Raw genomic sequence first — 24,620 nt, 5'->3', positions numbered from 1 at the left:
GCGGCGCTCGATCTCAACCGCAACACTGAACTACCGCCGAGCCCCCTGAGCATTCAGAATCAGCAAGGTTAAAACCCCCGCCACAATCCCCCAGAACGCCGAACCAATCGAGAACAGCGTCAACCCCGATGCCGTGACCATGAAGGTGATCAACGCCGCTTCCCGCTCGCGTGCCTCGCCCATGGCCACGGTCAGCCCATTCATGATCGAACCAAACAGTGCCAGGGCGGCAATCGACAGCACCAGCTCCTTGGGCAGCGCGGCGAACAACGCCGCCAGGGTTGCGCCGAACGTACCGGCTATGCCATAGAAAATCCCGCACCAAACCGCCGCCGTGTAGCGTTTTTGCGGGTCTTCATGGGCATGCGGCCCGGTGCAGATCGCCGCACTGATCGCCGCCAGATTCACCCCGTGGGAGCCGAAAGGGGCCAGCAGCAGCGAGGCAAAGCCAGTGGCCGAAATCAGCGGCGATGCAGGTACTTGGTAGCCGTCGGCCCTTAGCACAGCCACGCCCGGCATGTTCTGTGAGGTCATGGCCACCACGAACAGCGGTATGCCGATGCTGATGGTCGCGGCCAGAGAGAAGCTCGGCGTGGTCCAGACCGGTGCCGCTACCTCCAGCTTGAAGCCGCTGAAGTCCAGCAGGCCAAGGGCGCCGGACAGCGCGGTGCCCACCAGCAAGGCAGCCAGCACGCAATACCGCGGCGATAGCCGCTTGACCAACAGATAACTGAAGAACATGCCCAATACCAACAAGGTACGGTGCTGGGCGGCCACGAAGATTTCGCTGCCGATCTTGAACAGGATCCCCGCCAGCAGCGCCGAGGCCAATGACGCGGGAATACGCTTGACCAGGCGTTCGAAGCTGCCGGTCACGCCGCAGATCACCACCAGCAGTGCACAGGTAATGTAAGCGCCGATGGCTTCGCCGTAGCTGACACCGCCCAGGCTGGTAATCAACAGCGCTGCACCGGGGGTAGACCAGGCCACGGTGATAGGCGTGCGGTAGCGCAGTGACAGGCCGATGCTGCACACCGCCATGCCGATCGACAAGGCCCAGATCCACGAAGAAATCTGTGCACTGGTCAGCCCGGCAGCTTGCCCTGCCTGGAACATCAATACCAGGGAGCTGGTGTAACCGGTGAGCATGGCGATGAAGCCGGCGACCACGGCCGACGGGGAGCTGTCTGCCAGGGGCCTCAGGCGCGCGGAGGTGGCATCGGTCATTGGAGGGGTCCTTGTCCATGTATAAGCTGTTTTTGCAGCCTAACGCGGCGGTGATTGATCCTTGCCATACAGCAGGCATTGCTTTTGGCCGTACAGTCGCCAACTATTGAGCAAATCTGCGTAACTGCATGGGAGGGGAGGGGCGATGTACAAGGTGTATGGTGACTACCAGTCGGGCAACTGCTACAAGGTCAAGCTGATGCTCAGCCTGCTGGACCGCCCGTATCAATGGCAAGCGGTGGACATCCTCAAGGGCGAAACCGAAACCCCAGAGTTCCTGGCCATGAACCCCAATGGCAAGGTGCCGGTTCTGCAGCTCGAGGACGGTACCTGCCTTTGGGAGTCGAACGCCATCCTCAACTACCTGGCCGATGGCAGCGCGTTTCTGCCCAGCGAACCGCGCCTGCGCACCCAGGTTTTGCAGTGGCAGTTTTTCGAGCAATACAGCCATGAGCCGTACATTGCCGTGGCCAGATTCATTCAGTTCTACCTGGGCTTGCCGGATGAGCGTGTGGACGAATACCGCAAGCTGCACAAAGGCGGGTACAAGGCGCTGAAGGTGATGGAGCGGCAGTTGCAGATGACGCCGTACCTGGTTGGGGACCAGTACTCGATCGCCGACGTCGCGTTATACGCCTACACCCACGTGGCGCATCAGGGCGGTTTCGATCTGGCCGACTATCCGGCAGTGCGCGCCTGGCTTGAACGGGTGGCTAGCCACCCAAAGCATGTGCCGATGGTTGAGTAAGGCGAGTTCGGCCTATTCGCGGGTGAACCTGCTTTCACCCGCTTGCCACAGGGCTCGCGCACTGCGTGATCCCTGTGGGCGTTCACTGGCGAAAAAGCCGAGGCTTATGCCTCAGGCTGACGCGAAACGCTTGTCCAGGTAATCAATGATGGCCTTGGACTCATACATCCAGGTCACGTTGCCCTGTTCTTCGATGCGCAGGCACGGCACTTTGACCCGGCCACCCCCTTCGAGCAGCGCCTGGCGGTGCTCGTGGTCGTTCTTGGCATCACGCAGCGCAACTGGCACGTTCAAACGATGCAGGGTACGGCGGGTCTTCACGCAGAACGGGCAGGCATGGAACTGATAGAGCGCGAGGCTCTTGGCCTGCTGCTCGACACGCGACTGGGCCGCCGCGTCACGCTTCTGCTTGGCCGGGCGGCTGATCCAGTCGCCGAACACGATAAGCTGGCCAAGGCCAACCCGCAGGGCTTTGACGATCATGGGCTACTCCTGAAAGTAAAAAGCCGACCCCTGGGGGCCGGCTCGGGATAGGCACCGATCACTTGATCAGGCTGAGGAACTCGCTGCGGGTGGCGGCGTTTTCACGGAATTCACCCAGCATCACCGAGGTGAGCATGGTCGAATTCTGCTTTTCCACACCGCGCATCATCATGCACATGTGCTTGGCTTCGATCACCACGGCCACGCCGGCAGCCCCGGTAACCTGCTGCACGGCCTCGGCGATCTGGCGGCTGAGGTTTTCCTGGATTTGCAGGCGGCGGGCGAACATGTCGACGATGCGGGCGACCTTCGACAAGCCCAGGACCTTGCCCTTGGGCAGGTAAGCCACGTGGGCCTTGCCGATGAAAGGCAACATGTGGTGTTCGCACATCGAATACAGCTCGATGTCCCGGACCAGCACCATCTCACTGTTGTCGGAGGTGAACAGCGCGCCGTTGGTGACTTCTTCCAGCGTCTGCTCATAACCGCGGCAAAGGTACTTCATGGCCTTTGCAGCCCGTTTGGGCGTGTCGAGCAGGCCCTCACGGGAGACGTCCTCGCCGAGTTGGCTGAGGATCTCGGTGTAGTTCTGTTCCAGGGACATGTATCTACCTGTGGGTAAAAAATCGCAAAAAGGAAGGTTACGGCGGCGCGGGCGGCGCTGCAAGCACGGCGTTACTCGTCGCGCCCTTCCATCATGGTTCGCTTGAGCATCACATACACAGCGCCAGTGCCGCCATGGCGGGCCTGGCATGAGGTGAAACCGAGCACTTGCGGGTGCTGGCGCAGCCAGGTGTTGACGTGGCTCTTGATCATCGGGCGCTTGCCGTCCAGGCGCGCAGCCTTGCCGTGGGTCACCCGTACACAGCGCACTTCGAGCTGGGTAGCTTCGGCGATGAAGGCCCACAAGGTTTCGCGGGCTTTTTCAACGCTCATGCCATGCAGGTCGAGGCTGCCCTCGAAGGCGATCTGGCCAAGCTTGAGCTTGCGGATCTGGCTTTCCTGCACGCCGTCGCGGCGCCACATGAGCTCGTCTTCGGCGCCCACGTCGATGACGAACTGGTCCGACAGGCCATCGATTACCAAGGTCTGGTCGCTGCGCACGGTCGCGGCCTGGCGCAGGCCGGCCAGTTGCTTGCGGTCGGTTTTCGGCTTGCCCACATCGGCGCGGTCGTGCTTGATCGGCTTGACGCCGCGCACCTCTGCGCTGAACAGGGAAAAATCGTCGTCTTGCATGGTGCCTCCACGTGGGAGGCGTAGTTTACGCCATCAGCCTTGTGGCGTCAGTACTGCCCCTTCGCAGGTTCACCCGCGTATAGGCCCGCAGCACAAACCTTAATCGTGCTTCTTCATCAAGTGCGGTGACATGTTCAGTTCGCGCCCGCGGCGCAGGCGGATGCGGCTCCGACGCCAGAGGCGCACACCCAGATACAGCAGCAACAGCCCAACCAGCGCCACGATGCTGGCCAGCGGGCGGTTTGTGTTGAGGTCGGCCAGGGCCGCGTAGTTGCCAAGTAGCCCGGACACGCCTGCCATGGCTAGCAACACACCCAAGGTAGCGATCAGGGCCGACAGGCCGGCGGCAATGCGCGCGCCCCAGTTGCGCGGTTCTCGCGGGCGCAGACGCTTGGCGTCGAAACTGCCTTTAAGCTTCATTCCAGTCACCTCTGTGGACATCCGGAATTCGACCTGGCCCTGGTACAAGGGTTCCGCGCGGCTGCCGGGCGGTTATCGCAACACCGGCTCAGATCAGGCTGGCGGTGGGTGCGACACAGGCGAAGTTATCGGCCATCACGGCCATTTCGCACGCGTGGATCTGCGCGGCGGGGATCACCTGATCCTTCAGCGCCAGGTCGCGGGTGGCTGAAGCATCTTCTACCAGGGTGCAACGATAACCATAGTCCTTGGCACGGCGCACGGTGGTGCTGACGCTGGAGTGGCTCATGAAACCGCATACGATCAGGTCCAGATGCCCAAGAGCCTGCAAGGTGTCATGCAGTTGGGTGTTTTTGAACGCGTTGGGCATGCGTTTTTCGATGACGATTTCACCTTCGTGCGGCTCCAAGCCCGGAATGAACTGGCCGGCCGGGCCTTGCGGGTCGAAGCGCCCGCCAACGGTGCCGAGGTGGCGAACGTGGATGATCGGACGGCCTGCCTTGCGGGCAGCGTCGAGCAACCGGGCGATGTTGGCCACGGCCTCGTCCATGCCCGACAGCTGCAGAGGCCCGCTCAGGTACTCTTTCTGCGCATCGATGATGATCAAGCTGGCTTGGCTCAGCTTGGCCGGCGGATAGTCGCGGCCCGTGAGGCGGAACATCGTGGGTGGAACTGACATCAAGGGCTCCTCGGGTAGGGCTTTTGTATACCTATTCTCCCTTGCCTTGGCGCCAATGGGAATGGTTGACATCGCAAGCGGCATGGATACTGGCCTGTGGCTTGCCATCAGGGCAGGGTGACGAACAATTGTGCCGGTAGGGCTGTTAGACTTTTGTACGGTCTGAATAGGAGTTTCCCGTGATCACATCTCGTCTGCGCACGCTGCGCGACTACATCCGCTGGGCGGTCAGCCGCTTCCACGAGCATGAGTTGTTCTTTGGCCATGGTGCCGACAATGCCTGGGACGAGGCCCGCCTGCTGGTGCTGGGCGCCGTGCACCTGCCCTGGGAAATTGCCGACAGTTACCTGGACTGCCAGCTCGAGGACGACGAGCGGGTGCGCCTGCAGCATCTGCTCAAGCGCCGTATCGAAGACCGCGTGCCGACGGCTTACCTGCTGGGCGAGGCGTGGTTCTGCGGCATGTCGTTCATCGTCGACGAGCGCGTGCTGGTACCTCGCTCGCCCATTGGCGAGCTGATCGAAAAACGCTTCGAGCCATGGCTGGCGGCCGAGCCCGCGCGCATTCTGGACCTGTGCACGGGCTCTGGCTGCATTGGCATAGTGGCCGCCGAGGTGTTCCCCGAGGCCGAAGTGGTGCTGGCCGACTTGTCGTTCGATGCACTGGAAGTGGCGAATCAGAACATCGAACGCCACGGTTTGGACGAGCGAGTGTTTACCGTGCAGGGTGACGGCTTCGCTGGCCTGCCTGGGCAGCGCTTCGACCTGATCCTGTCCAACCCGCCGTATGTCGATGCCGAAGACTTTGGCGACATGCCGGCCGAATACCACCACGAGCCGGAAATGGGCCTGGCCTGCGGCAACGATGGCCTGGACTTGGTCCGGCGGATGCTCGCCGAGGCGGCTGATCACCTGACTGAAAAGGGGTTGTTGATCGTCGAGGTCGGCAACAGCCAGGTGCATGTCGAAGCCCTTTACCCGGAAGTGGACTTCGCTTGGCTGGAATTCGAACGTGGCGGGCACGGCGTGTTCATGCTCACCGCCGAGCAATGCCGTCAGCACCAGGCGCTGTTCAAGTCGCGCGTCTGAGGCCGGACAGGGTGGGCCGCACGACGGCCCCGCAGTTCACCGGGTAGCGATCCAGATCAGCAGCCCGGCCTGGAACACCGCGAACGCCACCAGGCAGGTGATGGTAAAGCGCAGCCCGCTGTCTTCGCGTCGATATTTGGCCACCCGCTCGTCGCGTTCGCGCAGCTGCCCCTCTTTCTCCTGCAGTTGCTGCTCGGCCTGCTGCAGCATGCCGGCTGCATCGAGCATGCTCACCTGCTGCACTTTCTCGGTGTTCCAGCCGCCTTTGAGCTGGTTCACGGTGGTATCGAGGGTGCGGCCTTTGAGGTGCTGCGGGTCGGCGTACTCCACTTCCAGGCCCGTGGCGGTGATGAACCGGTCGCGGCGCAGCCGGGTGTCTTCGTTCAGCGCATCCTTGTTCGGCAGCGCCATGCCTTCGACCCGGTAGTTCGACCAGCGCCGCTGCAGCCACTGCACCGCCTGGGCCAGCATGAAGCGGCCGACGCCGCGGTTCAGCGGCTCCAGTTGCAGCCCGCTGTCACTGCCCAGGGTCACCCGCCGCTCGCCGTGGTCCACCCGCACATCCAGTTGGTTCTGCTCCTTGCGAACTTTTTGCCCTGGCAGGCGGATTTCCATGCGCAGTAGGCTGTGGGCCTTGTCATGGCGTTCGGCGTAAGCGAACTCGACGAAGCGCAAGGGCCGTGCGCCGCTGTTGCGGTCGGTGGGCAGGGGCGCCAGGCGCAGCAGTTGGAAGTGTTCAACGGCAAGGTCTGCCCAAGGCAGGGCGGCTGGCTCCGGGGCGGGCGGCTCTTGGCCGGGCTCTACGGCAGCGGGGGCATCGGTCATTGGGGCATTTCCTCGGGAACGGGCAGGTTGCGAACTGGGCTGCATGCCGCCCAGATCACTGCCGATACCGCTTTATCGGCAGGGATTGCCGATGTTTGAGGGTCAGGCCGATGGCAACTGGTGAATGAAGCTGACCAGGCGTTCGCCAAGCTCCCGCGCCAGGGGCAGCTCTGGATTGAGGTAGCTGTCACGCTGCAGGTGCATGTCTTTCGGGCTGATGCGCAGCATGTGGTTCATACCGTCGATCAACACCAGCTGAGCATCCGGCTTGGCTGCCTTGAGGCGTTCAGCGTCGGCTACATCGACCTGCACATCATTGCGCCCTTGTACGATCAGAGCAGGCATCGGCAAGCGCGCGAAAGCCTGGGCTGGGTTCTGCTGCAGCAGGGTGATCAGGTAAGGCTGCACGCTTGGGCGAAACACCTGGCGTAGCGGGGCAGGTATGTCCAGGCTGGTCTGCCCAGCTTGCAGGCGGTCGAGCAGGGCGCTGCCCTGAGCCACCTGCGCAGGTGGCAGGCGTTGAGCCAATTGCTCACGCAACACGTCCGCCAAGGGGCGGCCCATGCCTGCCAGGGTGACCACTGCACTGGCACCGGCGCGTTCGGCGGCAAGGGTGGCGATCAGCGCCCCTTCACTGTGGCCCACAAGGATCAGCGGGCCAAACCTTGGGTCGGCCTTGAGCTTTTGGCTCCACGCCACGACATCGTCGACGTAACGCTGCACGCTCAGGTTGCGCTCGTCGGGCGTGGCTGGCTGGCTGGCGGCCACGCCGCGTTTGTCGTAGCGCACGCTGGCTATGTGTTCGTTGGCCAGCACCAGGGCCAGGCGTTTGAGGTTGTCGACACGGCCTGAGGCTGGGTTGTTACCGTCTCGATCAGTGGGGCCGGAGCCGGCAATGATCAACACCACTGGCGGCGGGGTGGCTTGTTGCGGCAACAGCAGGCTGCCGTGGAGCACACCTTGGCCGGTATCGAGGTCGATAGGGCGTTGCAGTACGGTAGGGGCGGCGGCCTGGGCCAGGCCGGTACACAGCAAAAGGAACAGAGCGACCAGGCGCGACATCTTGGGTTACTACATGGGGAGATGAACGTATGACTCGATGCTGGAGGGAAGGTTCGCAGCCTCGATAAGCGCCGTGCAAGCGGGCAGGGGCTGGTTAACCACCAACAGGCCAGCACAGCCCCTTCATCCATCTGTATACTGCCGGCTTTCGTTCACCTCAGGCAGATTTCGCGGAGCGTCCATGTCCGGCAATACCTACGGCAAGCTGTTCACTGTCACCACCGCTGGCGAAAGCCATGGCCCGGCGTTGGTCGCCATTGTCGATGGATGCCCACCTGGCCTGGAGATCTCCCTCGCCGACCTGCAGCACGACCTTGACCGGCGCAAGCCTGGCACCAGCCGGCATACTACCCAACGCCAGGAAGCCGACGAGGTTGAAATCCTCTCTGGCGTCTTCGAAGGCCGCACCACCGGCTGCTCGATTGGCCTGTTGATCCGTAATACCGACCAGAAGTCCAAGGACTACTCGGCGATCAAGGACCTGTTCCGCCCCGCCCACGCCGACTACACCTACCACCACAAATACGGTACTCGCGACTACCGTGGTGGCGGGCGCAGTTCGGCGCGCGAAACGGCCATGCGTGTGGCTGCTGGCGCCATCGCCAAGAAGTACCTGGCTACCCAGGGCATTCAGGTGCGTGGCTACATGAGCCAATTGGGCCCGATCGAAATCCCCTTCAAGGGCTGGGAATCGGTTGAAGAAAACGCCTTCTTCAGCCCCGACCCCAGCAAGGTGCCGGAGCTCGAGGCCTACATGGACCAACTGCGCCGCGACCAGGATTCGGTTGGGGCGAAGATCACCGTAGTGGCCGAGGGCGTCATGCCAGGGCTGGGCGAGCCGATTTTCGACCGTCTCGATGCGGAACTGGCCCACGCGCTGATGAGCATCAACGCGGTCAAAGGCGTTGAAATCGGTGCGGGTTTCGCCAGCGTTGCCCAGCGTGGCACCGAACACCGTGACGAGCTGACCCCTGCAGGTTTTCTCAGCAATAACGCAGGCGGCATCCTCGGTGGCATCAGCTCCGGTCAGCCGATCGTCGCCCACCTGGCGCTCAAGCCGACCTCCAGCATCACCACGCCAGGCCGTTCGATCGATGTCGATGGCAACCCCGTCGACGTCATCACCAAAGGCCGCCATGACCCGTGCGTGGGTATCCGTGCCACACCGATCGCTGAAGCGATGATGGCGATCGTGCTGATGGACCATTTGTTGCGCCATCGTGCGCAGAATGCCGAGGTGAAGGTGAACACGCCGGTATTAGGCCAGCTCTGATCCAGCCTGTGTCGGCCGCTTCGCCGGTGAACCCGCTCCTACAGCGATAGCACTGAATCTGTGGGAGGGGGGTGGCCTTGAAAGGGCCGATACAGGTCCCTAGAAGGCCACTCCATGCACCCAATTCCTTATTGGCGCCTCTCCAGCTTCTACCTGTTCTACTTCGCCCTGCTGGGCTCCACTGCGCCGTTTCTGGCGCTGTACTTCGACCACCTGGGTTTCCCCCCGGCGCGCATCGGCGAGTTGGTGGCCATCCCCATGCTGATGCGCTGCGTCGCGCCTAACCTGTGGGGCTGGCTGGGTGACCGCAGCGGGCAGCGCCTGCTCATCGTGCGCCTGGGGGCCTTGTGCACCGTGGCGACCTTCTCGCTGATCTTCTTCGGCAAGAGCTATGCCTGGCTGGCATTGGTGATGGCGCTGCATGCGTTCTTCTGGCATGCGGTGCTCCCGCAGTTCGAAGTCATCACCCTGGCTCACCTGCATGGCCAGACCGCGCGCTACAGCCAGGTACGCCTGTGGGGCTCGATCGGCTTCATTCTCACTGTGGTTGGGCTGGGCCGGCTGTTCGAAGGGTTGAGCCTGGACATCTACCCCATAGCCCTGGTGACCATCATGGCCGGTATCGTTGCCGCCAGCCTGTGGGTGCCCAATGCACAGCCGGTAGAGCAGGGCGAGCGCGCTGGGGCGGGTGGTTTCCTGCGCCAGCTGAGTGCCCCGGGGGTGATCGCTTTCTACCTGTGTGTAGCGTTGATGCAGCTCAGCCACGGCCCTTATTACACATTTCTCACCCTGCACCTTGAGCACCTCGGTTACAGCCGTGGCGCCATTGGCTTGCTGTGGGCACTGGGCGTGGTGGCCGAAGTTTTGATGTTCATGGGCATGAGCCGCCTGTTCGCCCGCTTCAGCGTACAGCGAGTGTTGCTGGCCAGCTTCTTGTTGGCCGCGCTGCGGTGGCTGCTGCTGGGTAATCTGGCAGGTGAACCAGGGGTGTTGATTTTCGCTCAGCTGCTGCATGCTGCCACCTTCGGCTGCTTCCATGCCGCGAGCATCGCCTTCGTGCAGGCCAGCTTCGGCGCCCGGCAGCAGGGCCAGGGCCAGGCGTTGTACGCCGCGCTGTCGGGTACGGGTGGGGCATTGGGCGCCTTGTATTCGGGCTACAGCTGGAAATTGCTGGGGCCGAGCTTCACCTTTGGTATGGCCAGCGCCGCAGCGCTGGCTGCAGCCGTTATCATTGCCACTCGTTCGCAATCGACCAGGACCAGCCGCCGATGAGCATCCTCTGTGTTTTCCACCCGTCCAACCCTAGCTTGCCGCACAAGGTGCTGACCCACCACGACGATATCGTCACCACCCTCGCTGAGCAGGGTGTGCGCTTGACCCATAACCCGCTGGCGCTGCGTGTGCGCCCTGGCAGCAGCCAGGCTGAGGTGCTGGAGGTTTGCCAAGAACACTTGGACCACCTGATGACAGCCCACGGTAGTGCGGCGTTCACCCTGCTCAACCGTGACGGCCCCGCGCCGACGCAGGTCGATGTGCGCGATGAACATGTGCACAACAGCGAAGAGGTGTTTGCCGTAGTTGCAGGGCGTGCGCAGCTCGGCCTGCGCCTGGGCGAATACATTTATGCCGTATTGTGTGAAAAAGGTGATGAGTTGGTCGTACCAGAAGGTACGCGGCGGTGGGTGGAGTTGGGTGATAACCCGTTCTGCTTGGCGTTGCGCCTGTTCGGTAGCGAACGGGATATCGAGCCAGACTTCACTGGCGATGTGAGTGCGCGGGCGTTTCTGGGGATCGACGAATTGTAATGCCTGCCCTGGCCTTTTCGCGGTTAGAGCCGCTACCACAAGCACCCCGCCATCCCTAAGGGCAATGCAGTACTTGCGGTGGCAACTTGGCCGCGAAAGGGCCAGTACAGACAAATCTCAGCGGTAAGTCGGCAGCGCGAAGCGTTGCTGGCTTTGCAGCATCGAAATAACTGGCAGCTCACTGGCCTGCTCGGCCAAGTCGCGGCGAATGGCACTGATCGCCCAGGACAGCTGTTCGGCACTGTGCAGTTGGCCGTAGGTCAGCACTCGGCGAGTGACCTTGCCATCAGCAGCGCGCAGGGTCAGCAATACGCCACCATCAGGACGGGACTGGGTGGCAACCTGATAGGCCGGGAAGACCGAAACGAATTTTTCCTGGATGAGGTCCATATCAACTCCTGACTGATGTGTTGGCAGACGTGAGTTGAATATTGCAGTGACCGTGCCAGGTTTTGGCTTAATGAAAAATCCAGTAAATTCAGTGGTTTAGATCGGAATTAGAGAAGTGATATCGTGCAGCCTGCATGGTCATGCATTTTGCACAGTGCATTTTGCACGGATCGGGATTTGCCTATCGCCGCAATAGAATCTGAACCTTTGACCCCATGGCATGCCTGACTAAGACTAGGGCAACGAATTATGCCAGGAGGTTCCCGATGTCCGCTCAACCCGCCGCATCTGCGATGACCAATGATGAAGCCGCCGCTTTCGCCGAGCAGGTGTTCGACTGCGCCCGCCAGGGCAATGCGCAAATGCTCGAGCGCCTGCTAGCCAGTGGCTTGCCTGCGAACCTGCGCAATCATAAAGGTGACACCTTGCTGATGCTGGCCAGCTACCACGGTCAGCACGACGCAGTCAGGGTGCTACTGGCCAACGGTGCCGACCCGCTGATCGCCAATGATAACGGCCAGTTGCCCATCGCCGGGGCGGCGTTCAAGGGTGATCTGGCAATGATCCGCCTGCTGCTCGACAGCGGTGTGCCGGTGGATGCTGCTGCCCAGGACGGGCGCACGGCGCTGATGCTGGCGGCCATGTTCAATCGCATCGAGATCCTCGACCACCTGCTAGCGCAAGGCGCTGATCCTGCACGGCGCGATGCAAGAGGCGCTACGGCACTGATGGCTGCGCAGACCATGGGCGCACAGGACGCCGCCGCGCGCCTGCAAGCACTGGCCAGCTAACGGTTCGGGGGCATTTGCGGCTATCCTTTGCGCCTTTGACCTGCCGCAGGCCCCCCTCATGAAAAACCAGTTGCTCGAATTCATCAGCCTGATTGGCGCCGGCTGCATGCGCGCTGAGGAAATCGAGCGCATCGCCGATGAGGCCGCCCAGGCCTACGCCGACCCCGCCGCCTTCCTGTCCGCCAACCCGGACATCAACTACGACGACAGCTTCCCGATTCCACTCGGCGAATGGGTAGTGCTTGGCAGCCTGCCGGATACCGTGGTGTTTCAGGCCGACAGTTATCAAGCGCTGTTCCAGCAAATCAGTGATTCGTTCGACCAGAGCGTGCCGTTCACCCTCAAGCCCAAGCAACTGGCGCGCACCGAACCGCTGACAGCCCTGAATCGTATCCAGGTGCAGATGGGCGCATTGAACAAAGAGGCCGGGGGGTATGTGTTGCTGAACTTCAGCCAGTTGCTAGACGACGAGCTGCAAATGGTGATGGTTGGCCAACAGGACCTTGCGCGGGTCCTGGAGCTGGGCGCAGCGCTGAACATCAAGGTGGAGCCGGCGCTGGAGGCCTTGAAGGTCGCCGTTCACGTCTGATCTCACGTTCTGCCTGTTCGCGGGAGCCCGCGAACAGGCCAGTACAGGCCAACGGTAACTCAGCCCAATGCGGTATCGAGGAACATCATCACCGCGAACCCACCCATCAGCCCAAGGGTGGCTGACGTCTGATGCCCATTACGATGGGTTTCCGGTATCACCTCATGAGACACCACGAAAATCATCGCTCCTGCCGCCAGCCCCATGCTGATCGGGTAGGCCAGGGCGAAGCCGGTGGAAATCCCCAGGCCAATCACCGCGCCCAATGGCTCCATCAACCCGGAGCCGATCGCCACCAGCGCAGCCTTCATGTTCGACAGGCCTGTCGCCCGCAAAGCCAAGGCCACGGCTAGGCCCTCGGGGATGTCCTGAATAGCGATGGCACTGGTCAGTGGCAGGCCAATGTTCAAATCGCCATTGGCAAAGCTTACCCCGATCGCCATACCCTCTGGCAGGTTATGCAGGGTGATCGCCAACACGAACAGCCATACCCGGTTGATGCGTTCAGCCTGCGGGCCACAGGGGCCGGTGCTCTCGTGCTCGTGTGGGGTGAAGCGGTCCAGGCCCAGCATCAGCAGCACACCCAACCCCATGCCCAGCACAACGGTGAAAGCCGCAGCAGGGCCATTGCCGGTGATTTCGCGAGCTGCGTCCAGGCCCGGCAAAATCAGCGAAAACGAACTGGCGGCGAGCATCATGCCGGCGGCAAAACCCAGCATCACATCCTGGGTGCGGGTGCTGACATCGCGCAGTACCACCGCCAGCACTGCCCCCAGTGCCGTGGCCGCGAAGCCGGACAGGCCGCCGATAGCTGCCAGGTGCAGGTTTTCGGCATGGTCACCGGTGAAGGCGTTCCAGAAGCTGGCCGCCAGCAACACGATGACTGCCAGCAAGCTCAACGCCAAGCCTGCGCTTAGCCAGGGAGCGTCGTGGGCTTGCTGGCGCCAGGCGTTGATCATAGAGAGCGGGGTGGCGCTGTGGCTGTGAGCGGGCGGCATAGAAACCTCGAAATCCATCAGTACTGGCAGTCTAAGCAGTGACCTTTGCAGCTGGCCAAGGATTCCCTTCTATCGTTGCGATAGAAGGCTATGCTCAGCAACACCCTTTCAAGGAGAACGTAACATGGGCTCTACTTTCAATGGCCTGGTCGGCCTGATCATCCTCGCTCTGGACATCTGGGCGATCCTCAACGTCATCAAAAGCAACAGTGAAGTGGGCGCCAAGGTCCTGTGGATTCTGCTGATCGCCTTGCTCCCGGTGGTGGGCCTGGTGATCTGGGCGATCGCCGGGCCGCGGGGCAACGTGCGTTTATGAAACCTGCTTGGCAGACAAAATCTGCAATAGTGGCGTGACAAAATTTTCACACTGGTTTAAACAGAATCCGCACCCGCACAACGCAGCGTTGGGCACCCCCCAACGCCACCTTCGCAAACCGCAATCCTAGGACACTCCCATTCATGGCTAACACGGATGCCTTGAAGCAACAGGGCGCGCGAGCCTATACGCCGACCTTGAAATCGCACCTGGCCTATACGCTGCTCAGCGCCCTGGTGATCATGTTGATGCTCAGCCTGGTACGCCTCGCGCTGCTGGTCTACAACAGCGACATGATCGGCGACACCCCTTACTCGACCGTCGCCGAAGGCTTCCTAAATGGTTTGCGCTTCGACCTGCGCGTGGTGGTCTACCTGAGCATCCCGCTGCTGCTGGCGATGCTCAGCCCCTGGCTGATGGCCCGGCGTGGGCTGTTCCGTTTCTGGCTGACCCTCACCTCCAGCGTGGTGATGTTCCTCGGCTTGATGGAGATGGACTTCTACCGCGAGTTCCACCAGCGCCTCAATGGCCTGGTGTTCCAGTACATCAAGGAAGACCCCAAGACCGTGCTCAGCATGCTCTGGTATGGCTTCCCGGTCGTGCGCTATCTGCTGGCCTGGGCCTTCGGCACCTGGCTGCTGAGCCTGCTGTTCAAGGGCATCGATCGCTTGACCCGGGGTACCGGGCAACAGCGCGTGGCGCCTTGGTACAACCGCCTGGCGGTATTCATGGTGGTCTTGCTGGTAGCGGTGGTCGCTGCCCGTGGCACCCTTCGCCAGGGCCCGCCGATGCGTTGGGGTGACGCCTTCACTACCGATTCCAACTTCGTCAACCAGTTGGGCCTCAATGGCACCCTTACCCTGATCGACGCTGCCAAGAGCCGCTTCGGCGAAGACCGCGCCAATATCTGGAAGCCCGTGTTGAAGCAAGAGTTGGCTACCGAAACCGTGCGCAAGCAACTGCTGACCGCCCATGACACCCTGGTCGATGCCGACGAGGCTGCCGTGCGCCGTGACTTCCTGCCACCGGCCGACCGCACCCTGCCGATCAAGAACGTCGTAGTGATCCTCATGGAAAGCTTCGCGGGCCATTCTGTCGGCGCCCTGGGCAGCCCGAACAACATCACCCCGTATTTCGACAAGCTGGCCAAAGAGGGCCTGCTGTTCGACCGCTTCTTCTCCAACGGCACCCATACCCACCAGGGCATGTTCGCCACCATGGCCTGCTTCCCCAACCTGCCAGGCTTCGAATACCTGATGCAGACCCCGGAGGGTGGCCACAAGCTGTCGGGCCTGCCGGCGCTGCTCGGTGCCCGTGACTACGATGACGTGTATGTCTACAACGGTGATTTCGCCTGGGATAACCAGTCCGGGTTCTTCGGCAATCAGGGCATGACCACCTTCATTGGCCGTAACGACTTCGTCAACCCAGTGTTCTCCGACCCCACCTGGGGCGTGTCCGACCAGGACATGTTCGACCGTGGTAACGAGGAGCTGGCCAAGCACGATGGCAAGAAGCCGATCTATGCGCTGCTGCAAACCCTGTCCAACCACACGCCTTACGCGCTGCCTGCCAACCTGCCGGTTGAGAAAGTCACAGGCCAGGGCCGCCTGGACGAGCACCTGACCGCCATGCGCTACTCCGACTGGGCACTGGGCCAGTTCTTCGAGAAAGCGCGTAAAGAGCCTTACTTCAAGGACACCCTGTTCGTCATCGTCGGCGACCACGGGTTCGGCAACCAGCAGCAGGTCACCGAGCTGGACCTGGGGCGCTTCAACGTGCCGCTGCTGCTGATTGCGCCGGGCATCCAGGAGAAGTTCGGTGCGGTCAACCACACCGTCGGTACCCAGGTCGACATCGTGCCGACCATCATGGGCCGCCTGGGTGGCCAGACCCGCCACCAGTGCTGGGGGCGCGATCTGCTCAACCTGCCGGAGGGCGACCCGGGCATTGGCATGATCAAGCCGTCGGGCAGTGAACAGATCGTAGGCCTGGTCAAGGGCGACCACCTGCTGATCGAATCCAAGGACATGAGCCCTCGCATGTACCGCTACCAGCTGGGCAAGGAGTTCAAGGCCGAGCTGATCGAAAGCCCGGAGCAGACGCAAATGCTGCAGCAGCTTGAAGCCTTCATCCAGACCGCTACCAAGAGCTTGCTGGACAACACTGCCGGTGTGGTCCACGGCACTCCCAAGAAATAAGCCGCAACCCTGGCGCTGAACCCAAAGGGCCGCATAGCGGCCCTTTTTTTTGCCTGAACGAATGCCCAGGCCCAGGGTCTGCTTCTACAGGCGCTACACACCAGGCGCTGTACGATCCAGAGGGCTATTCAATGAAAGAGTGGGAAGTCATCTTTGCCGATCAGAAGGGCGAGCCAACCACCTTGCTGATGCACGGTGAGCAACGCCCTAGCGAGGAAGAGGCCGCACGCGCCATCCGTTCGCATCTGTTTCCGATCATGGATGAATTGGACCTCAACGACTTCCAGGACCGCGCTACATCACCAACCGCACGCTGGCTCAAGGAGCAGAACGGCGTGATCATCACCAGCATCCAAGAAGCCCCTTGAATCAACGGTTGGCGTGGTGCCTGTGCAGGCACTACGCTGTTTGAAGGTGTCGGTCTTTTCTGCAGGCCTGCACCTGCGTCAATTCGCGTCTCTCATCAGCTCGATCTGCCGGCAGTGCCTGCAGGTGCGTAGTGCACGGAAAGTCTATCCATCGCTTTACTCGGGAGGACGATTCATGAGCAGCCTGAACGACGATATCAGCAGCAACGTTTTGCGCCAGATGAAAGCTGGCGGTTTCGATTTCACTCGCATTCACCCCATCGAGTTCTACGCGGTATTTCCAGATGAAGCAGGGGCCCGCCGCGCGGCCAGGCAGTTTCGGGGCGAGTCGCTTAACGCCCAGGTGCATGAGCGCGACGATGGTGCGTGGCACTTGGAGCTGAGCAAGGTCATGTATGCCACATACTGCGGGATTGGTGACTTCGAGGAGGCCTTCGAGCAATTGGTTTCACTCTACGGCGGCGAAGTCGAAGGGTGGGGCGTCAAGCACGAAAGGCAGACTGCCTAAGGTTATGGGGCTGCTTGGCAGCCCTGCACATTCAATGCTTCTTGCGCTCAGCCATGTGCGCAAGATACGCCAGCACAGCATCGAGCTCCTGTTCATTCAAAACATTCTCGGCGAAGCCCGGCATGCGCGCCTGAGGCCATTGCCTTAGGCGCTGTGGGTCGCGAATGTACATACGCAGGTACTGCGGCTGGAAATATTCAGTGGGATTGTGCGGCAGATTGAGGTCTGGCCCGAACTGCGCATCGCCCGCACCATTGAGCCGGTGGCAGGCCAGGCAGTTCTGCTGAAATAGCGCGAACCCTCGGCGTACTGGGTCATTGGCCGATAACCGCGGGTCAGGCAGCAGCGCGGGAAAACGTTGCTCTACTGGAGCAAGGCTGCGGATGGTGGCGATCTGAAAGGGCCACTGTTCGGGGCGGATACCACTTGCCTGCGGATTGGTCCACACCAAGTAGAACGGCCCTGCGCTGGGTTTGCCCTTGCCGAGGGGTGGCCAGGGTTTGGCTGGGTCTTGCACCGCGAGCCAAGCCTGTGCCGGGCCTTTTTGGAGCAGCGGGGCGGCGGGCATTTCCGCGGCGAACCCGTCCAGTGCAACGGCCTGCAGATGGTCCTCTGGCTTGACCCCTTGCAGCAGTGACGCCACGGGTATGGCGCGATAACGCATGGGGTGTTTGTAGGCCACATCCTGGTCGATGTCGATGTCGCGCGCCTGTGGGTGCTGCAGCAATTGCTCACTGGACCACTGCACGCTGTGGTCGCCCCATTCAAGGTGCAACTGCGCCGCCGATAACGGCAGGCTCAACGATAGGGCAAGCGCGGCGAGACATTGGCGCATGGGTGCTCTCCAGTCCTAAACACGGGAGATTAACCCAAGCAAGGCACTTGGCGCTCTCAGCCGAACAAGCGTGTAAGATTGGGGAGAATCAACAGCAATGTCGTAGCGAACAATATCAGCCCAGCTTGGCGAAGCTTCGAATGTCTGAACATGGCGGACCGCCTTTTTGTTGTTATTCCTGATTACCCGGTGGCTTCCTTGTCGGGTCTGCTTGTGTCGTATAGGTGGATATAAACCACCCACAGGACTAGCGTTACCCTCACTTGAGAACCCTTTGTGCTAAAAGACTGCATCTTTAGCGCCGGTGGCTATGAAGCATTTGGCCATACCGCTGACAGCTGCTGCGTAGACACCCGCATATACCTTCACCCTCGTCCGACAGAATGTGACCGTTCGTCAGTGCAGCCTACTTGCTTGTACGTGGCTTTCGCGGCAGTCTCTACAGCTGATTTCCACCCATGTCGTTCAGGACTATCCCTATGTCGTTACGCATCTGCATCCTTGAAACCGATGTCCTGCGACCGGAGTTGACCGCGCAGTACGAGGGCTACGGAAGGATGTTCGAGCAGCTCTTTTCGCGTCAGCCCATCGCAGCCGAGTTTTGCGTGTACAACGTAATGAACGGCGATTACCCGCCCGAGGGCGAGCGCTTCGATGCTTATCTAGTGACCGGCAGCAAGGCCGATTCGTTCGGTAGCGATCCGTGGATTCAAACCCTCAAGGCGTACCTGCTCAAGCTATACCAGCGCGGCGAGAAGCTGCTGGGCGTGTGCTTTGGCCACCAGTTACTGGCGCTGAGTCTGGGGGGCAAGGCCGAACGTGCCGATCAGGGCTGGGGCGTAGGGATCCACCGCTATTCGCTGGCGGCCCACGCGCCGTGGATGGACCCAGAGGTTTGCGAACTGTCCCTGCTGATCAGCCATCAGGACCAGGTCACCGAGCTGCCTGAAGGCGCTACGGTCATTGCCTCGAGCGACTTCTGCCCGAACGCCGCTTACCACATCGGTGACCAGGTGCTGTGCTTCCAGGGGCATCCGGAGTTCGTCCATGACTACTCACGGGCGCTGCTCGATGCGCGTCAGCAGTACTTGGGCGATGAGGTCTATCACAAAGCTGTCGCCAGCCTGGCCGCCGAGCACCAGGGTGACCTGGTGGGTGAGTGGATGATGCGGTTCATCCAGCAGCCGACCAAAGCCCGCGACAGCGCTGCATGATCGACCCTGGGCAGCAGCGCAGCGTAGGGAAGGGGCCCGCCTAGGGCCCTACAACCAGCCAGACTTCTTGAAGCTGGCAAAGAGGCCGGTACAGCCCAGTACTATCACGCCTAATACCCCGTAGTAGCCGTAGTGCCAGCCTAGTTCTGGCATGTTCTGGAAGTTCATCCCGTAGATCCCCGCAATCGCCGTGGGGAAGGCAAGAATTGCCGCCCAGGCGGCGAATTTGCGCTGCACGATGCTTTGCCGTGAGGCCTCCAGCAGCATGCCTATTTCGATGGTCTGGCTGGCGATGTCGCGGATTCCTGCCAGGTCCTCCAGTTGACGTGTGACGTGGATCTGCACATCACGGAAGTACGGGCGCATGTTTTTGTCGATGAACGGGAAGCTCAGGCGCTGCAGTTCTTCACCGATCTCCACCATCGGCGCCACGTAGCGGCGCAGGCGCAGAATGTCGCGGCGCAAGCTGTGCAGGCGCTGAATGTCCGATTCGCGCAGCGAGTTGCTCAAAACGCTCTGCTCCAGGGCTTCGATCTCGCCATGGATGGCCTCGCTGACCGGCTGGTAGTTTTCCGTGACGAAGTCGAGCAGGGCGTAGAGCACGAAGTCCTCGCCGTGCTCGAGCAGCAGCGGGCGTGCCTCACAGCGCTGGCGCACCAGGGCGTAGGATTTGGAGTGGCCGTTGCGGCAGGTGATGATGTAGCCGTTGCCGGCGAAGATATGAGTTTCGATGAACTCCAGCTTGCCCTCGTGGCGTACCGGCGAGTAAGTGACGATGAACAGCGCGTCACCGAAGGTTTCCAGTTTGGGCCGGCTGTGTTTTTCCAGCGCATCCTCGATAGCCAGTTCGTGCAGATTGAACTGGCACTGCAGGTTGGCCAGTTCCTCGGCGTTTGGCTCTTCGAGGCCGATCCACACGAAGTGCCCAGGCTTGCGCGCCCACTCGCTGCCTTCGTCGATACTGATATTGGTGACCTTTCTGCCTGCGGCATACACCGCCGATGCCACGACTCGACCCATGGTTGTCCACTTATCCGGTTGCACACGGTTTACAGCTTGGGCTGTAGTTGAGCGTAGAGCAACCTAAAGGCCGGCCAGTTCATTTTCCATGTGATCGATGCATTGCTGCATCTGGGTGCGGCACTGTTCGATCAATGCTGGCAGGTCCTGCTGGCTGAGGCCGCTGGTAGCGATCGGCGGCAGTGATCGCACGATCACGCTACGCCGCCGCCAGCTGTTCAGGCCAAGGCGCCGGGCATAGCGGCTGACGCACACTGGCACGATCGGCACCCCGGCTTCGACAGCCATATGAAATGCCCCTTTCTTGAATGCCAGCAACTGATTCGTGGGGTTGCGGGTGCCTTCAGGAAAGATCCAGATCGAGGTGTCTTCACGCAGGATGCGGGTGGTGGTCTGCATCGCCTTGCGCGCCTGGTAGGCGTTCTTGCGGTCGACCAGCACATTGCCGCCCAGCCAGAACAGCTGGCCGAACAGTGGAATCCAGCCCAGGCTTTTCTTGCCGATGGCAACGGTGCGCTGCGGCACCACATGGCCGAGGATGAACAGGTCGAAGTTGGACTGGTGATTGGCGACGATCACACAGCCAGGCGGCTGGTCCCATAGCGGGCCAACTTCGGCCTTGACCCTGATGCGCAGCAGCCAGGTGGCCGGCAGGCTGTAGAGGCGAGCGAAGATGCGGCTGTTGTCACGGTTGAAGGGGCGCAGCAAGCCGATCAGCAAGCCAACGGCGCCCACCAGCAGAAAATGCAGCCCCAGCAGGAGCATGCGAAGGGAGTAGAGCATGGTACGACTCACACCAGACAGTCGTGGCGCAGTGTACGACCGTGCACTGGCCGGGGCAAACCGGTGTGAGCCGCAGGCAGTCAGCCCATGTGGCCCTGGTCCAGCAGAATCGCCTCGTCCAGGGCGTCCAGCAGCGCCTTGCGCACTTTCAGCTTGGTGTTCTTGTGCGCCAACATGTTCAGCTTTTTCAGCTCATGGGCTACGCCTTGTGCGGTTTCCAGCAGTTGCTCAGCTGGCACCAGGCGGTCGAGGAAGCCGGCGTCCACCGCGTCTTTGGGCTCGAACATCTCGGCATTGATCACCGCGCGGTGGAAGGCCGAACGGCGCAGGCGGTCGCGAGCCAGCTCGATGCCGGCGTGGTGCATGGTCATGCCGATCTGTACTTCGTTCAGGCCGATCTTGTACGGGCCTTCGACGCCGATGCGGTAATCCCCCGACAACAGCAGGAAGGCACCTTTGGCCACGGCATGGCCGGAGCAGGCGACGATGACCGGGAACGGGTGCGATAGCAGGCGCCGCGCCAAAGTGGAGCCTGCGGTGACCAAGGCCACTGCTTCCTTTGGGCCGCAGGTCATCACTTTGAGGTCGTAACCGCCGGAAAGGATGCCCGGCTGACCGGTGATGATCACCACGGCGCGCTCTTGGGTGGCACGGTCAAGGGCAGCGTTGAAGGCCGCAATGACGTCGGGGGAGATGGCATTGACCTTGCCGTTGTTCAGGGTCAATGTAGCGACGCCGTCTTCGGCGTGGTAGTTGATCAGCTCGCTCATGGCGCAGTCCTTGAAGTGGCGTGGCGATGACGTTACCCAGCGCGGTGAGCCAGGTAAAGCGCAAAGGCTGACTGGGCAGTCAGCGTCAGGGCGCAAGCCCTTGCCGGGCCAGGAATGCGTGCCCCAGCCTTGGAAAAGCGCTGGCCAGATTGGCAGCTATGCCCTGGCTGCCAAGGTTTTTCCGTGGGTTGGCTTAAATACATGAAAAAATTGAAAAAAATGCTTGCCAAAGAAAAGCTCTTCTACTAAATTAGCGCGCCTCGACGGGGTGAAAGCCTTGGAGAGAAAACGGTGAAGTGTCCGAGTGGTCGAAGGAGCACGCCTGGAAAGTGTGTATACGAGAAATCGTATCAAGGGTTCAAATCCCTTCTTCACCGCCACATTCCGAAAAGCCCCCGAGCTGAAAAGCCGGGGGCTTTTTGCATTGCGGCTAAAGCCGCCCCTACAGGTTGGGACTTATGTCACAGCCTGCGCGAGCCGCTTGGGGGCTCAATCAGCCGCTTTGACAGGGCGGTGCTGGCGCCAGGTGTCGTCGATCTTCGACCAGGTCTTGCCGTCGGTGATGGCCATTAGTTTGCGGCCATCTTTGAAGGTGGCCAGAAAGGTGGCTTCTTCCTCTTTGCCGCCCAGCCAAAGCCCGGCCAGCAGGCCCACTGGGCCGGCCACCAGCGCACCGGCCACGCCCCAGCCCAAGGCGCTGCCCAGGCTGCGGTTGGATTCAAGGCTCGCCAGGCGCAGGTCAGCGATACGCGCCAATGAAATTCGCTCGCCGGGTGAAGGGCTGCGCGAAGTCTTGAGTGTGAGCGATCCATTGCGAAACTCGCCTTCACCTTGCAAGAAATCGCCGGATTGCACCGTGAGTCTTGTCATTGCTTCATCCTGTCAGTGAAAGGTCCTTGGCCTGCGTCTACTCAGCGCCACCGGGGCAGGCAAGTCAACGAGCAAGCGACAGAGGGTAATGCGGCGCGATGTCGCGACCTACGCTGGCTCAAGCCAACTGCGCAGCTGCCTTGCGCTGCGCCATGCCCCATGCCGCCAAGGCCAGGGTGCCTATCACCAGCCCTGCTACCACGATGCCCATCCACCCTTGCCGCTGGAACAGCTGCGTGCCCAGCAACGAGCCTAGCGCACCACCGATGAAGTAGCAGGTGATGTAGCCGGCATTGAGCCGAGTTCGTGCTTCAGGTCGCAAAGCGATCACCGCGTTCTGGTTGCTCACATGTACCAGTTGCACGGCCAGGTCCAGCAACAGCACGCCGACCAGCAACGCCAGCAGCGAGTGTTCGGCAAAGCCCAGCGGCACCCACGATACCAGCAGCATCACCAGGCCAACGGTGGTTCCCTGCGAACCCTTGCCACGGTCGGCCAGGCGCCCAGCCCAGTTGGCAGCCAATGCCCCCGCCGCCCCGGCCAGGCCGAACAGGCCGATGGCGGCGTCTGAATAGTGATAAGGCTCGCGCGCCAGCAGAAAGGCTAGCGGCGTCCAGAACAAGGCAAACAGGCTGAATGCCAACAACCCCAGTAACGAGCGCAGACGTAGCACCGGCTCTTCGATGAATAGGCGGAACACCGAGCCAATCAGCGCTGGGTATTTGAGCCCTGCATGGCTGTTGTGCTCTGGCAGGCTGCGGTACAGAGCCAGTGCAGTCACCGCCATCAGTACTGAAGCCAGCACATAAATGCTGCGCCAGCCCCCCAGTTCTGCCATGAACCCCGCCGCGGTACGTGCCAGCAAGATGCCCAGCAACAGCCCGCTCATCAGCGTACCTACCACGCGCCCACGCAGGTCCGGCTCGCTCAACGCGGCGGCCATCGGCACGAGTATCTGCGCTACCACCGAGAATAGGCCGGTCAGGGCGGTGCCTAGCAGCAGCCAGGGCAGGCTGGGCGAGCAGGCACTGATGACCAGGCCCAAGGCGGACAGGGCAGTCATGACCACGATCAACCGCCGTTGCTCGAACAGATCCCCCAGCGGCGCCAGCAGCAGCAGGCCGGCGCCATAGCTGAGCTGGGCAGCGATGACGATGCTCCCTGCACTGGCAGTGCTCAGCCCCAATTGCTCGGCAATACTGTGTAGAAGCGGTTGCGCGTAGTAGTTGCTGGCCACGGCCAGGCCGGTGGCGGTCGCCATCAGCAGGATCAGCGCGCGGCTGAGGGTTGGCGATTTCATGCGTCTCTCATAGTCAAAGGTGAATCCGGGGGGCGTAAGGCCCCCGGTCCATCAGGCGGCGAACCCACCATCGGCGGTCAGGCTGGCGCCGGTGATGTAGCCGGCCTCAGGTCCGGCCAGGTAGGCGACGAAGCTGGCGATTTCATCGGCCTGCCCATACCGCCCGATCGCCATCAGCGGGATCAGGCTATCGGCGAACTCGCCACTGGCGGGGTTCATGTCGGTATCCACCGGCCCGGGCTGCACATTGTTCACGGTGATCCCCTGGGGCCCCAAGTCTCGCGCCATGCCTTTGGTCAGGCCAACCAGCGCCGATTTGCTCATGGCATATGGAGCACCCCCGGCAAAGGGCATGCGCTCGGCATTGGTGCTGCCGATGTTGATGATGCGCCCGCCCTGGCCCATGTAGCGCGCGGCTGCCTGGCTGGCGACGAATACACTGCGCACATTGACCGCGAGCATGCGGTCGAATTCTGCCAGGTCGAACTCGGCCACCGGTGCCACTGCCAGCACGCCTGCGTTGTTCACCAGGATATCGAGGCGGCCGAAGGCCTTCACGGTATCGTCGACCGCCAGCTGCAGTGCAGCGGCTTCGGCGCTGTCGGCACGCAAAGCCAGGGCTTTTCCGCCGCTGGCCTGGATCTCTTCGACCAGTGCTTGCGCAGGGCCAGCGGAGCTGACGTAGGTGAAGGCAACCTGCGCACCGTCGCGGGCCAGTCGCCGTACGATGGCCGCGCCTATACCGCGCGAGCCGCCTTGAACGAAGGCGACTTTGCCTTCCAGGGTAAGTTGCTGGGACATGCTGATCTCCTGCTCGAATA

29 protein-coding genes and 1 tRNA gene are annotated in these 24,620 nt (G+C 61.7%); 13 read left to right on the top strand and 17 right to left on the bottom strand.

From position 1 onward, the window contains the following. Positions 1–30 precede the first annotated feature (30 nt). On the bottom strand, positions 31–1,227 hold the full coding sequence (locus tag ACK59H_RS07570; RefSeq protein WP_060479981.1) for a benzoate/H(+) symporter BenE family transporter: 1,197 nt from the start codon (positions 1,225–1,227) through the stop codon (positions 31–33). 145 nt (positions 1,228–1,372) lie between these two features. Between ACK59H_RS07570 and ACK59H_RS07565 the strand changes: the two genes are divergently transcribed. Further along, positions 1,373–1,975, top strand: coding sequence for a glutathione S-transferase family protein (locus ACK59H_RS07565; RefSeq protein ID WP_060479982.1), 603 nt, complete (start codon positions 1,373–1,375; stop codon positions 1,973–1,975). Between the two features lie 111 nt (positions 1,976–2,086). On the opposite strand, the gene ACK59H_RS07560 is transcribed toward ACK59H_RS07565, so the two are convergent. From ACK59H_RS07560 to ACK59H_RS07540, 5 genes are all read right to left on the bottom strand, one after another. After that, the gene (locus tag ACK59H_RS07560; protein ID WP_186476604.1) at positions 2,087–2,458 is read right to left on the bottom strand and encodes a glutaredoxin; all 372 of its coding nucleotides are present in this window, start codon (positions 2,456–2,458) and stop codon (positions 2,087–2,089) included. A gap of 58 nt (positions 2,459–2,516) precedes the next feature. Next, the gene (gene folE / locus ACK59H_RS07555; protein ID WP_054883671.1) at positions 2,517–3,062 is read right to left on the bottom strand and encodes a GTP cyclohydrolase I FolE; all 546 of its coding nucleotides are present in this window, start codon (positions 3,060–3,062) and stop codon (positions 2,517–2,519) included. A 71-nt stretch (positions 3,063–3,133) separates the two neighbouring features. Further along, positions 3,134–3,694 carry a Smr/MutS family protein gene (locus tag ACK59H_RS07550; protein WP_060479984.1) on the bottom strand — a complete coding sequence of 187 codons (561 nt, stop codon included), beginning with the start codon at positions 3,692–3,694 and terminating at the stop codon, positions 3,134–3,136. 99 nt (positions 3,695–3,793) lie between these two features. After that, positions 3,794–4,114, bottom strand: a complete 321-nt coding sequence (locus tag ACK59H_RS07545; RefSeq protein WP_060479985.1) for a hypothetical protein — start codon at positions 4,112–4,114, stop codon at positions 3,794–3,796. 88 nt (positions 4,115–4,202) lie between these two features. Then, a complete protein-coding gene (locus ACK59H_RS07540) occupies positions 4,203–4,793 on the bottom strand; it encodes a cysteine hydrolase family protein (protein ID WP_060479986.1) in 591 nt (196 codons plus the stop codon). A 179-nt stretch (positions 4,794–4,972) separates the two neighbouring features. On the opposite strand from ACK59H_RS07540, the gene prmB reads away from it, so the two are divergent. Then, positions 4,973–5,881 carry a 50S ribosomal protein L3 N(5)-glutamine methyltransferase gene (gene prmB, locus ACK59H_RS07535; RefSeq protein WP_060479987.1) on the top strand — a complete coding sequence of 303 codons (909 nt, stop codon included), beginning with the start codon at positions 4,973–4,975 and terminating at the stop codon, positions 5,879–5,881. Positions 5,882–5,917: 36 nt separating this feature from the next. On the opposite strand, the gene ACK59H_RS07530 is transcribed toward prmB, so the two are convergent. Together ACK59H_RS07530 and ACK59H_RS07525 are read right to left on the bottom strand one after the other, a co-directional pair. After that, positions 5,918–6,706, bottom strand: a complete 789-nt coding sequence (locus ACK59H_RS07530) for a hypothetical protein (protein WP_060479988.1) — start codon at positions 6,704–6,706, stop codon at positions 5,918–5,920. A gap of 102 nt (positions 6,707–6,808) precedes the next feature. Next, entirely contained in the window at positions 6,809–7,768 is a 960-nt protein-coding gene (locus ACK59H_RS07525) for an alpha/beta hydrolase (RefSeq protein ID WP_060479989.1), read from the bottom strand. A gap of 181 nt (positions 7,769–7,949) precedes the next feature. Between ACK59H_RS07525 and aroC the strand changes: the two genes are divergently transcribed. From aroC to ACK59H_RS07510, 3 genes are all read left to right on the top strand, one after another. Next, on the top strand, positions 7,950–9,041 hold the full coding sequence (aroC, locus tag ACK59H_RS07520) for a chorismate synthase (protein ID WP_060479990.1): 1,092 nt from the start codon (positions 7,950–7,952) through the stop codon (positions 9,039–9,041). Positions 9,042–9,155: 114 nt separating this feature from the next. Further along, positions 9,156–10,313, top strand: a complete 1,158-nt coding sequence (locus ACK59H_RS07515; protein WP_060479991.1) for an MFS transporter — start codon at positions 9,156–9,158, stop codon at positions 10,311–10,313. Next, on the top strand, positions 10,310–10,846 hold the full coding sequence (locus ACK59H_RS07510; RefSeq protein ID WP_409264350.1) for an oxidase: 537 nt from the start codon (positions 10,310–10,312) through the stop codon (positions 10,844–10,846). Before ACK59H_RS07515 ends, ACK59H_RS07510 begins: the two co-directional genes overlap by 4 nt. 117 nt (positions 10,847–10,963) lie before the next feature. Here the strand turns inward: ACK59H_RS07510 and ACK59H_RS07505 are convergent, their stop codons facing one another. Further along, a complete protein-coding gene (locus ACK59H_RS07505; RefSeq protein ID WP_060479993.1) occupies positions 10,964–11,236 on the bottom strand; it encodes a DUF3509 domain-containing protein in 273 nt (90 codons plus the stop codon). 266 nt (positions 11,237–11,502) lie between these two features. Here ACK59H_RS07505 and ACK59H_RS07500 point away from each other — a divergent pair, with 266 nt between their 5' ends. Together ACK59H_RS07500 and ACK59H_RS07495 are read left to right on the top strand one after the other, a co-directional pair. Next, on the top strand, positions 11,503–12,027 hold the full coding sequence (locus ACK59H_RS07500) for an ankyrin repeat domain-containing protein (RefSeq protein ID WP_060479994.1): 525 nt from the start codon (positions 11,503–11,505) through the stop codon (positions 12,025–12,027). Positions 12,028–12,085: 58 nt separating this feature from the next. Continuing rightward, positions 12,086–12,616 carry a hypothetical protein gene (locus tag ACK59H_RS07495; protein WP_060479995.1) on the top strand — a complete coding sequence of 177 codons (531 nt, stop codon included), beginning with the start codon at positions 12,086–12,088 and terminating at the stop codon, positions 12,614–12,616. 59 nt (positions 12,617–12,675) lie between these two features. On the opposite strand, the gene ACK59H_RS07490 is transcribed toward ACK59H_RS07495, so the two are convergent. Beyond that, the gene (locus ACK59H_RS07490; RefSeq protein ID WP_060479996.1) at positions 12,676–13,614 is read right to left on the bottom strand and encodes a ZIP family metal transporter; all 939 of its coding nucleotides are present in this window, start codon (positions 13,612–13,614) and stop codon (positions 12,676–12,678) included. A 124-nt stretch (positions 13,615–13,738) separates the two neighbouring features. Here ACK59H_RS07490 and ACK59H_RS07485 point away from each other — a divergent pair, with 124 nt between their 5' ends. The 4 genes from ACK59H_RS07485 to ACK59H_RS07470 all read left to right on the top strand — a co-directional run bounded on the left by ACK59H_RS07485 (position 13,739) and on the right by ACK59H_RS07470 (position 17,007). Beyond that, positions 13,739–13,930, top strand: a complete 192-nt coding sequence (locus ACK59H_RS07485) for a PLD nuclease N-terminal domain-containing protein (RefSeq protein ID WP_060479997.1) — start codon at positions 13,739–13,741, stop codon at positions 13,928–13,930. Between the two features lie 143 nt (positions 13,931–14,073). Then, positions 14,074–16,131: an LTA synthase family protein gene (locus tag ACK59H_RS07480; protein ID WP_207870464.1), complete on the top strand. Its 2,058-nt coding sequence runs from the start codon at positions 14,074–14,076 to the stop codon at positions 16,129–16,131. A gap of 131 nt (positions 16,132–16,262) precedes the next feature. After that, a complete protein-coding gene (locus ACK59H_RS07475; protein WP_060479999.1) occupies positions 16,263–16,499 on the top strand; it encodes a hypothetical protein in 237 nt (78 codons plus the stop codon). 175 nt (positions 16,500–16,674) lie between these two features. Beyond that, a complete protein-coding gene (locus ACK59H_RS07470) occupies positions 16,675–17,007 on the top strand; it encodes a ribonuclease E inhibitor RraB (protein ID WP_060480000.1) in 333 nt (110 codons plus the stop codon). A gap of 31 nt (positions 17,008–17,038) precedes the next feature. Here the strand turns inward: ACK59H_RS07470 and ACK59H_RS07465 are convergent, their stop codons facing one another. Then, positions 17,039–17,842, bottom strand: coding sequence for a cytochrome c (locus ACK59H_RS07465; RefSeq protein WP_060480001.1), 804 nt, complete (start codon positions 17,840–17,842; stop codon positions 17,039–17,041). 479 nt (positions 17,843–18,321) lie between these two features. On the opposite strand from ACK59H_RS07465, the gene ACK59H_RS07460 reads away from it, so the two are divergent. After that, on the top strand, positions 18,322–19,056 hold the full coding sequence (locus tag ACK59H_RS07460) for an amidotransferase (RefSeq protein WP_409264347.1): 735 nt from the start codon (positions 18,322–18,324) through the stop codon (positions 19,054–19,056). Positions 19,057–19,104: 48 nt separating this feature from the next. Here the strand turns inward: ACK59H_RS07460 and ACK59H_RS07455 are convergent, their stop codons facing one another. From ACK59H_RS07455 to ACK59H_RS07445, 3 genes are all read right to left on the bottom strand, one after another. Further along, positions 19,105–20,076 carry a magnesium and cobalt transport protein CorA gene (locus ACK59H_RS07455; protein ID WP_060480003.1) on the bottom strand — a complete coding sequence of 324 codons (972 nt, stop codon included), beginning with the start codon at positions 20,074–20,076 and terminating at the stop codon, positions 19,105–19,107. 63 nt (positions 20,077–20,139) lie between these two features. After that, the gene (locus ACK59H_RS07450) at positions 20,140–20,859 is read right to left on the bottom strand and encodes a lysophospholipid acyltransferase family protein (RefSeq protein ID WP_060480004.1); all 720 of its coding nucleotides are present in this window, start codon (positions 20,857–20,859) and stop codon (positions 20,140–20,142) included. A gap of 80 nt (positions 20,860–20,939) precedes the next feature. Beyond that, complete coding sequence (locus ACK59H_RS07445) at positions 20,940–21,629, bottom strand: crotonase/enoyl-CoA hydratase family protein (protein ID WP_060480005.1); 690 nt, start codon at positions 21,627–21,629, stop codon at positions 20,940–20,942. A gap of 290 nt (positions 21,630–21,919) precedes the next feature. Here ACK59H_RS07445 and ACK59H_RS07440 point away from each other — a divergent pair. Beyond that, positions 21,920–22,009: transfer RNA gene (locus ACK59H_RS07440), tRNA-Ser, on the top strand. Positions 22,010–22,118: 109 nt separating this feature from the next. Here ACK59H_RS07440 and ACK59H_RS07435 read toward each other — a convergent pair. From ACK59H_RS07435 to ACK59H_RS07425, 3 genes are all read right to left on the bottom strand, one after another. Further along, positions 22,119–22,499: a hypothetical protein gene (locus ACK59H_RS07435; protein ID WP_060480006.1), complete on the bottom strand. Its 381-nt coding sequence runs from the start codon at positions 22,497–22,499 to the stop codon at positions 22,119–22,121. Between the two features lie 118 nt (positions 22,500–22,617). Beyond that, a complete protein-coding gene (locus ACK59H_RS07430) occupies positions 22,618–23,799 on the bottom strand; it encodes an MFS transporter (protein ID WP_060480007.1) in 1,182 nt (393 codons plus the stop codon). 51 nt (positions 23,800–23,850) lie between these two features. Further along, on the bottom strand, positions 23,851–24,600 hold the full coding sequence (locus ACK59H_RS07425) for a 3-oxoacyl-ACP reductase family protein (protein WP_060480008.1): 750 nt from the start codon (positions 24,598–24,600) through the stop codon (positions 23,851–23,853). Between the last annotated feature and the right edge of the window lie 20 nt (positions 24,601–24,620).

Source organism: Pseudomonas sp. KCJK9000 (assembly GCF_046230725.1).
GTDB lineage: Bacteria > Pseudomonadota > Gammaproteobacteria > Pseudomonadales > Pseudomonadaceae > Aquipseudomonas > Aquipseudomonas promysalinigenes.
Note: the sequence above shows the minus strand (reverse complement) of the source record. Positions and strands in the feature narration are given on the sequence as shown.

What these genes read in the sequence shown, in the direction of transcription:
- folE (WP_054883671.1), bottom strand. Translation starts at nt 3,062, where the DNA reads ATGTCCCTGGAACAGAACTACACCGAGATCCTCAGCCAACTCGGCGAG.
- ACK59H_RS07465 (WP_060480001.1), bottom strand. Translation starts at nt 17,842, where the DNA reads ATGCGCCAATGTCTCGCCGCGCTTGCCCTATCGTTGAGCCTGCCGTTA.
- ACK59H_RS07455 (WP_060480003.1), bottom strand. Translation starts at nt 20,076, where the DNA reads ATGGGTCGAGTCGTGGCATCGGCGGTGTATGCCGCAGGCAGAAAGGTC.
- ACK59H_RS07500 (WP_060479994.1), top strand. Translation starts at nt 11,503, where the DNA reads ATGTCCGCTCAACCCGCCGCATCTGCGATGACCAATGATGAAGCCGCC.
- ACK59H_RS07565 (WP_060479982.1), top strand. Translation starts at nt 1,373, where the DNA reads ATGTACAAGGTGTATGGTGACTACCAGTCGGGCAACTGCTACAAGGTC.
- ACK59H_RS07505 (WP_060479993.1), bottom strand. Translation starts at nt 11,236, where the DNA reads ATGGACCTCATCCAGGAAAAATTCGTTTCGGTCTTCCCGGCCTATCAG.
- ACK59H_RS07560 (WP_186476604.1), bottom strand. Translation starts at nt 2,458, where the DNA reads ATGATCGTCAAAGCCCTGCGGGTTGGCCTTGGCCAGCTTATCGTGTTC.
- ACK59H_RS07450 (WP_060480004.1), bottom strand. Translation starts at nt 20,859, where the DNA reads ATGCTCTACTCCCTTCGCATGCTCCTGCTGGGGCTGCATTTTCTGCTG.
- ACK59H_RS07490 (WP_060479996.1), bottom strand. Translation starts at nt 13,614, where the DNA reads ATGCCGCCCGCTCACAGCCACAGCGCCACCCCGCTCTCTATGATCAAC.
- ACK59H_RS07515 (WP_060479991.1), top strand. Translation starts at nt 9,156, where the DNA reads ATGCACCCAATTCCTTATTGGCGCCTCTCCAGCTTCTACCTGTTCTAC.
- ACK59H_RS07530 (WP_060479988.1), bottom strand. Translation starts at nt 6,706, where the DNA reads ATGACCGATGCCCCCGCTGCCGTAGAGCCCGGCCAAGAGCCGCCCGCC.
- ACK59H_RS07430 (WP_060480007.1), bottom strand. Translation starts at nt 23,799, where the DNA reads ATGAAATCGCCAACCCTCAGCCGCGCGCTGATCCTGCTGATGGCGACC.
- ACK59H_RS07470 (WP_060480000.1), top strand. Translation starts at nt 16,675, where the DNA reads ATGAGCAGCCTGAACGACGATATCAGCAGCAACGTTTTGCGCCAGATG.
- ACK59H_RS07460 (WP_409264347.1), top strand. Translation starts at nt 18,322, where the DNA reads ATGTCGTTACGCATCTGCATCCTTGAAACCGATGTCCTGCGACCGGAG.
- ACK59H_RS07480 (WP_207870464.1), top strand. Translation starts at nt 14,074, where the DNA reads ATGGCTAACACGGATGCCTTGAAGCAACAGGGCGCGCGAGCCTATACG.
- ACK59H_RS07425 (WP_060480008.1), bottom strand. Translation starts at nt 24,600, where the DNA reads ATGTCCCAGCAACTTACCCTGGAAGGCAAAGTCGCCTTCGTTCAAGGC.
- ACK59H_RS07495 (WP_060479995.1), top strand. Translation starts at nt 12,086, where the DNA reads ATGAAAAACCAGTTGCTCGAATTCATCAGCCTGATTGGCGCCGGCTGC.
- ACK59H_RS07545 (WP_060479985.1), bottom strand. Translation starts at nt 4,114, where the DNA reads ATGAAGCTTAAAGGCAGTTTCGACGCCAAGCGTCTGCGCCCGCGAGAA.
- ACK59H_RS07445 (WP_060480005.1), bottom strand. Translation starts at nt 21,629, where the DNA reads ATGAGCGAGCTGATCAACTACCACGCCGAAGACGGCGTCGCTACATTG.
- ACK59H_RS07540 (WP_060479986.1), bottom strand. Translation starts at nt 4,793, where the DNA reads ATGTCAGTTCCACCCACGATGTTCCGCCTCACGGGCCGCGACTATCCG.
- ACK59H_RS07550 (WP_060479984.1), bottom strand. Translation starts at nt 3,694, where the DNA reads ATGCAAGACGACGATTTTTCCCTGTTCAGCGCAGAGGTGCGCGGCGTC.
- ACK59H_RS07435 (WP_060480006.1), bottom strand. Translation starts at nt 22,499, where the DNA reads ATGACAAGACTCACGGTGCAATCCGGCGATTTCTTGCAAGGTGAAGGC.
- ACK59H_RS07525 (WP_060479989.1), bottom strand. Translation starts at nt 7,768, where the DNA reads ATGTCGCGCCTGGTCGCTCTGTTCCTTTTGCTGTGTACCGGCCTGGCC.
- ACK59H_RS07510 (WP_409264350.1), top strand. Translation starts at nt 10,310, where the DNA reads ATGAGCATCCTCTGTGTTTTCCACCCGTCCAACCCTAGCTTGCCGCAC.
- aroC (WP_060479990.1), top strand. Translation starts at nt 7,950, where the DNA reads ATGTCCGGCAATACCTACGGCAAGCTGTTCACTGTCACCACCGCTGGC.
- ACK59H_RS07475 (WP_060479999.1), top strand. Translation starts at nt 16,263, where the DNA reads ATGAAAGAGTGGGAAGTCATCTTTGCCGATCAGAAGGGCGAGCCAACC.
- ACK59H_RS07485 (WP_060479997.1), top strand. Translation starts at nt 13,739, where the DNA reads ATGGGCTCTACTTTCAATGGCCTGGTCGGCCTGATCATCCTCGCTCTG.
- ACK59H_RS07570 (WP_060479981.1), bottom strand. Translation starts at nt 1,227, where the DNA reads ATGACCGATGCCACCTCCGCGCGCCTGAGGCCCCTGGCAGACAGCTCC.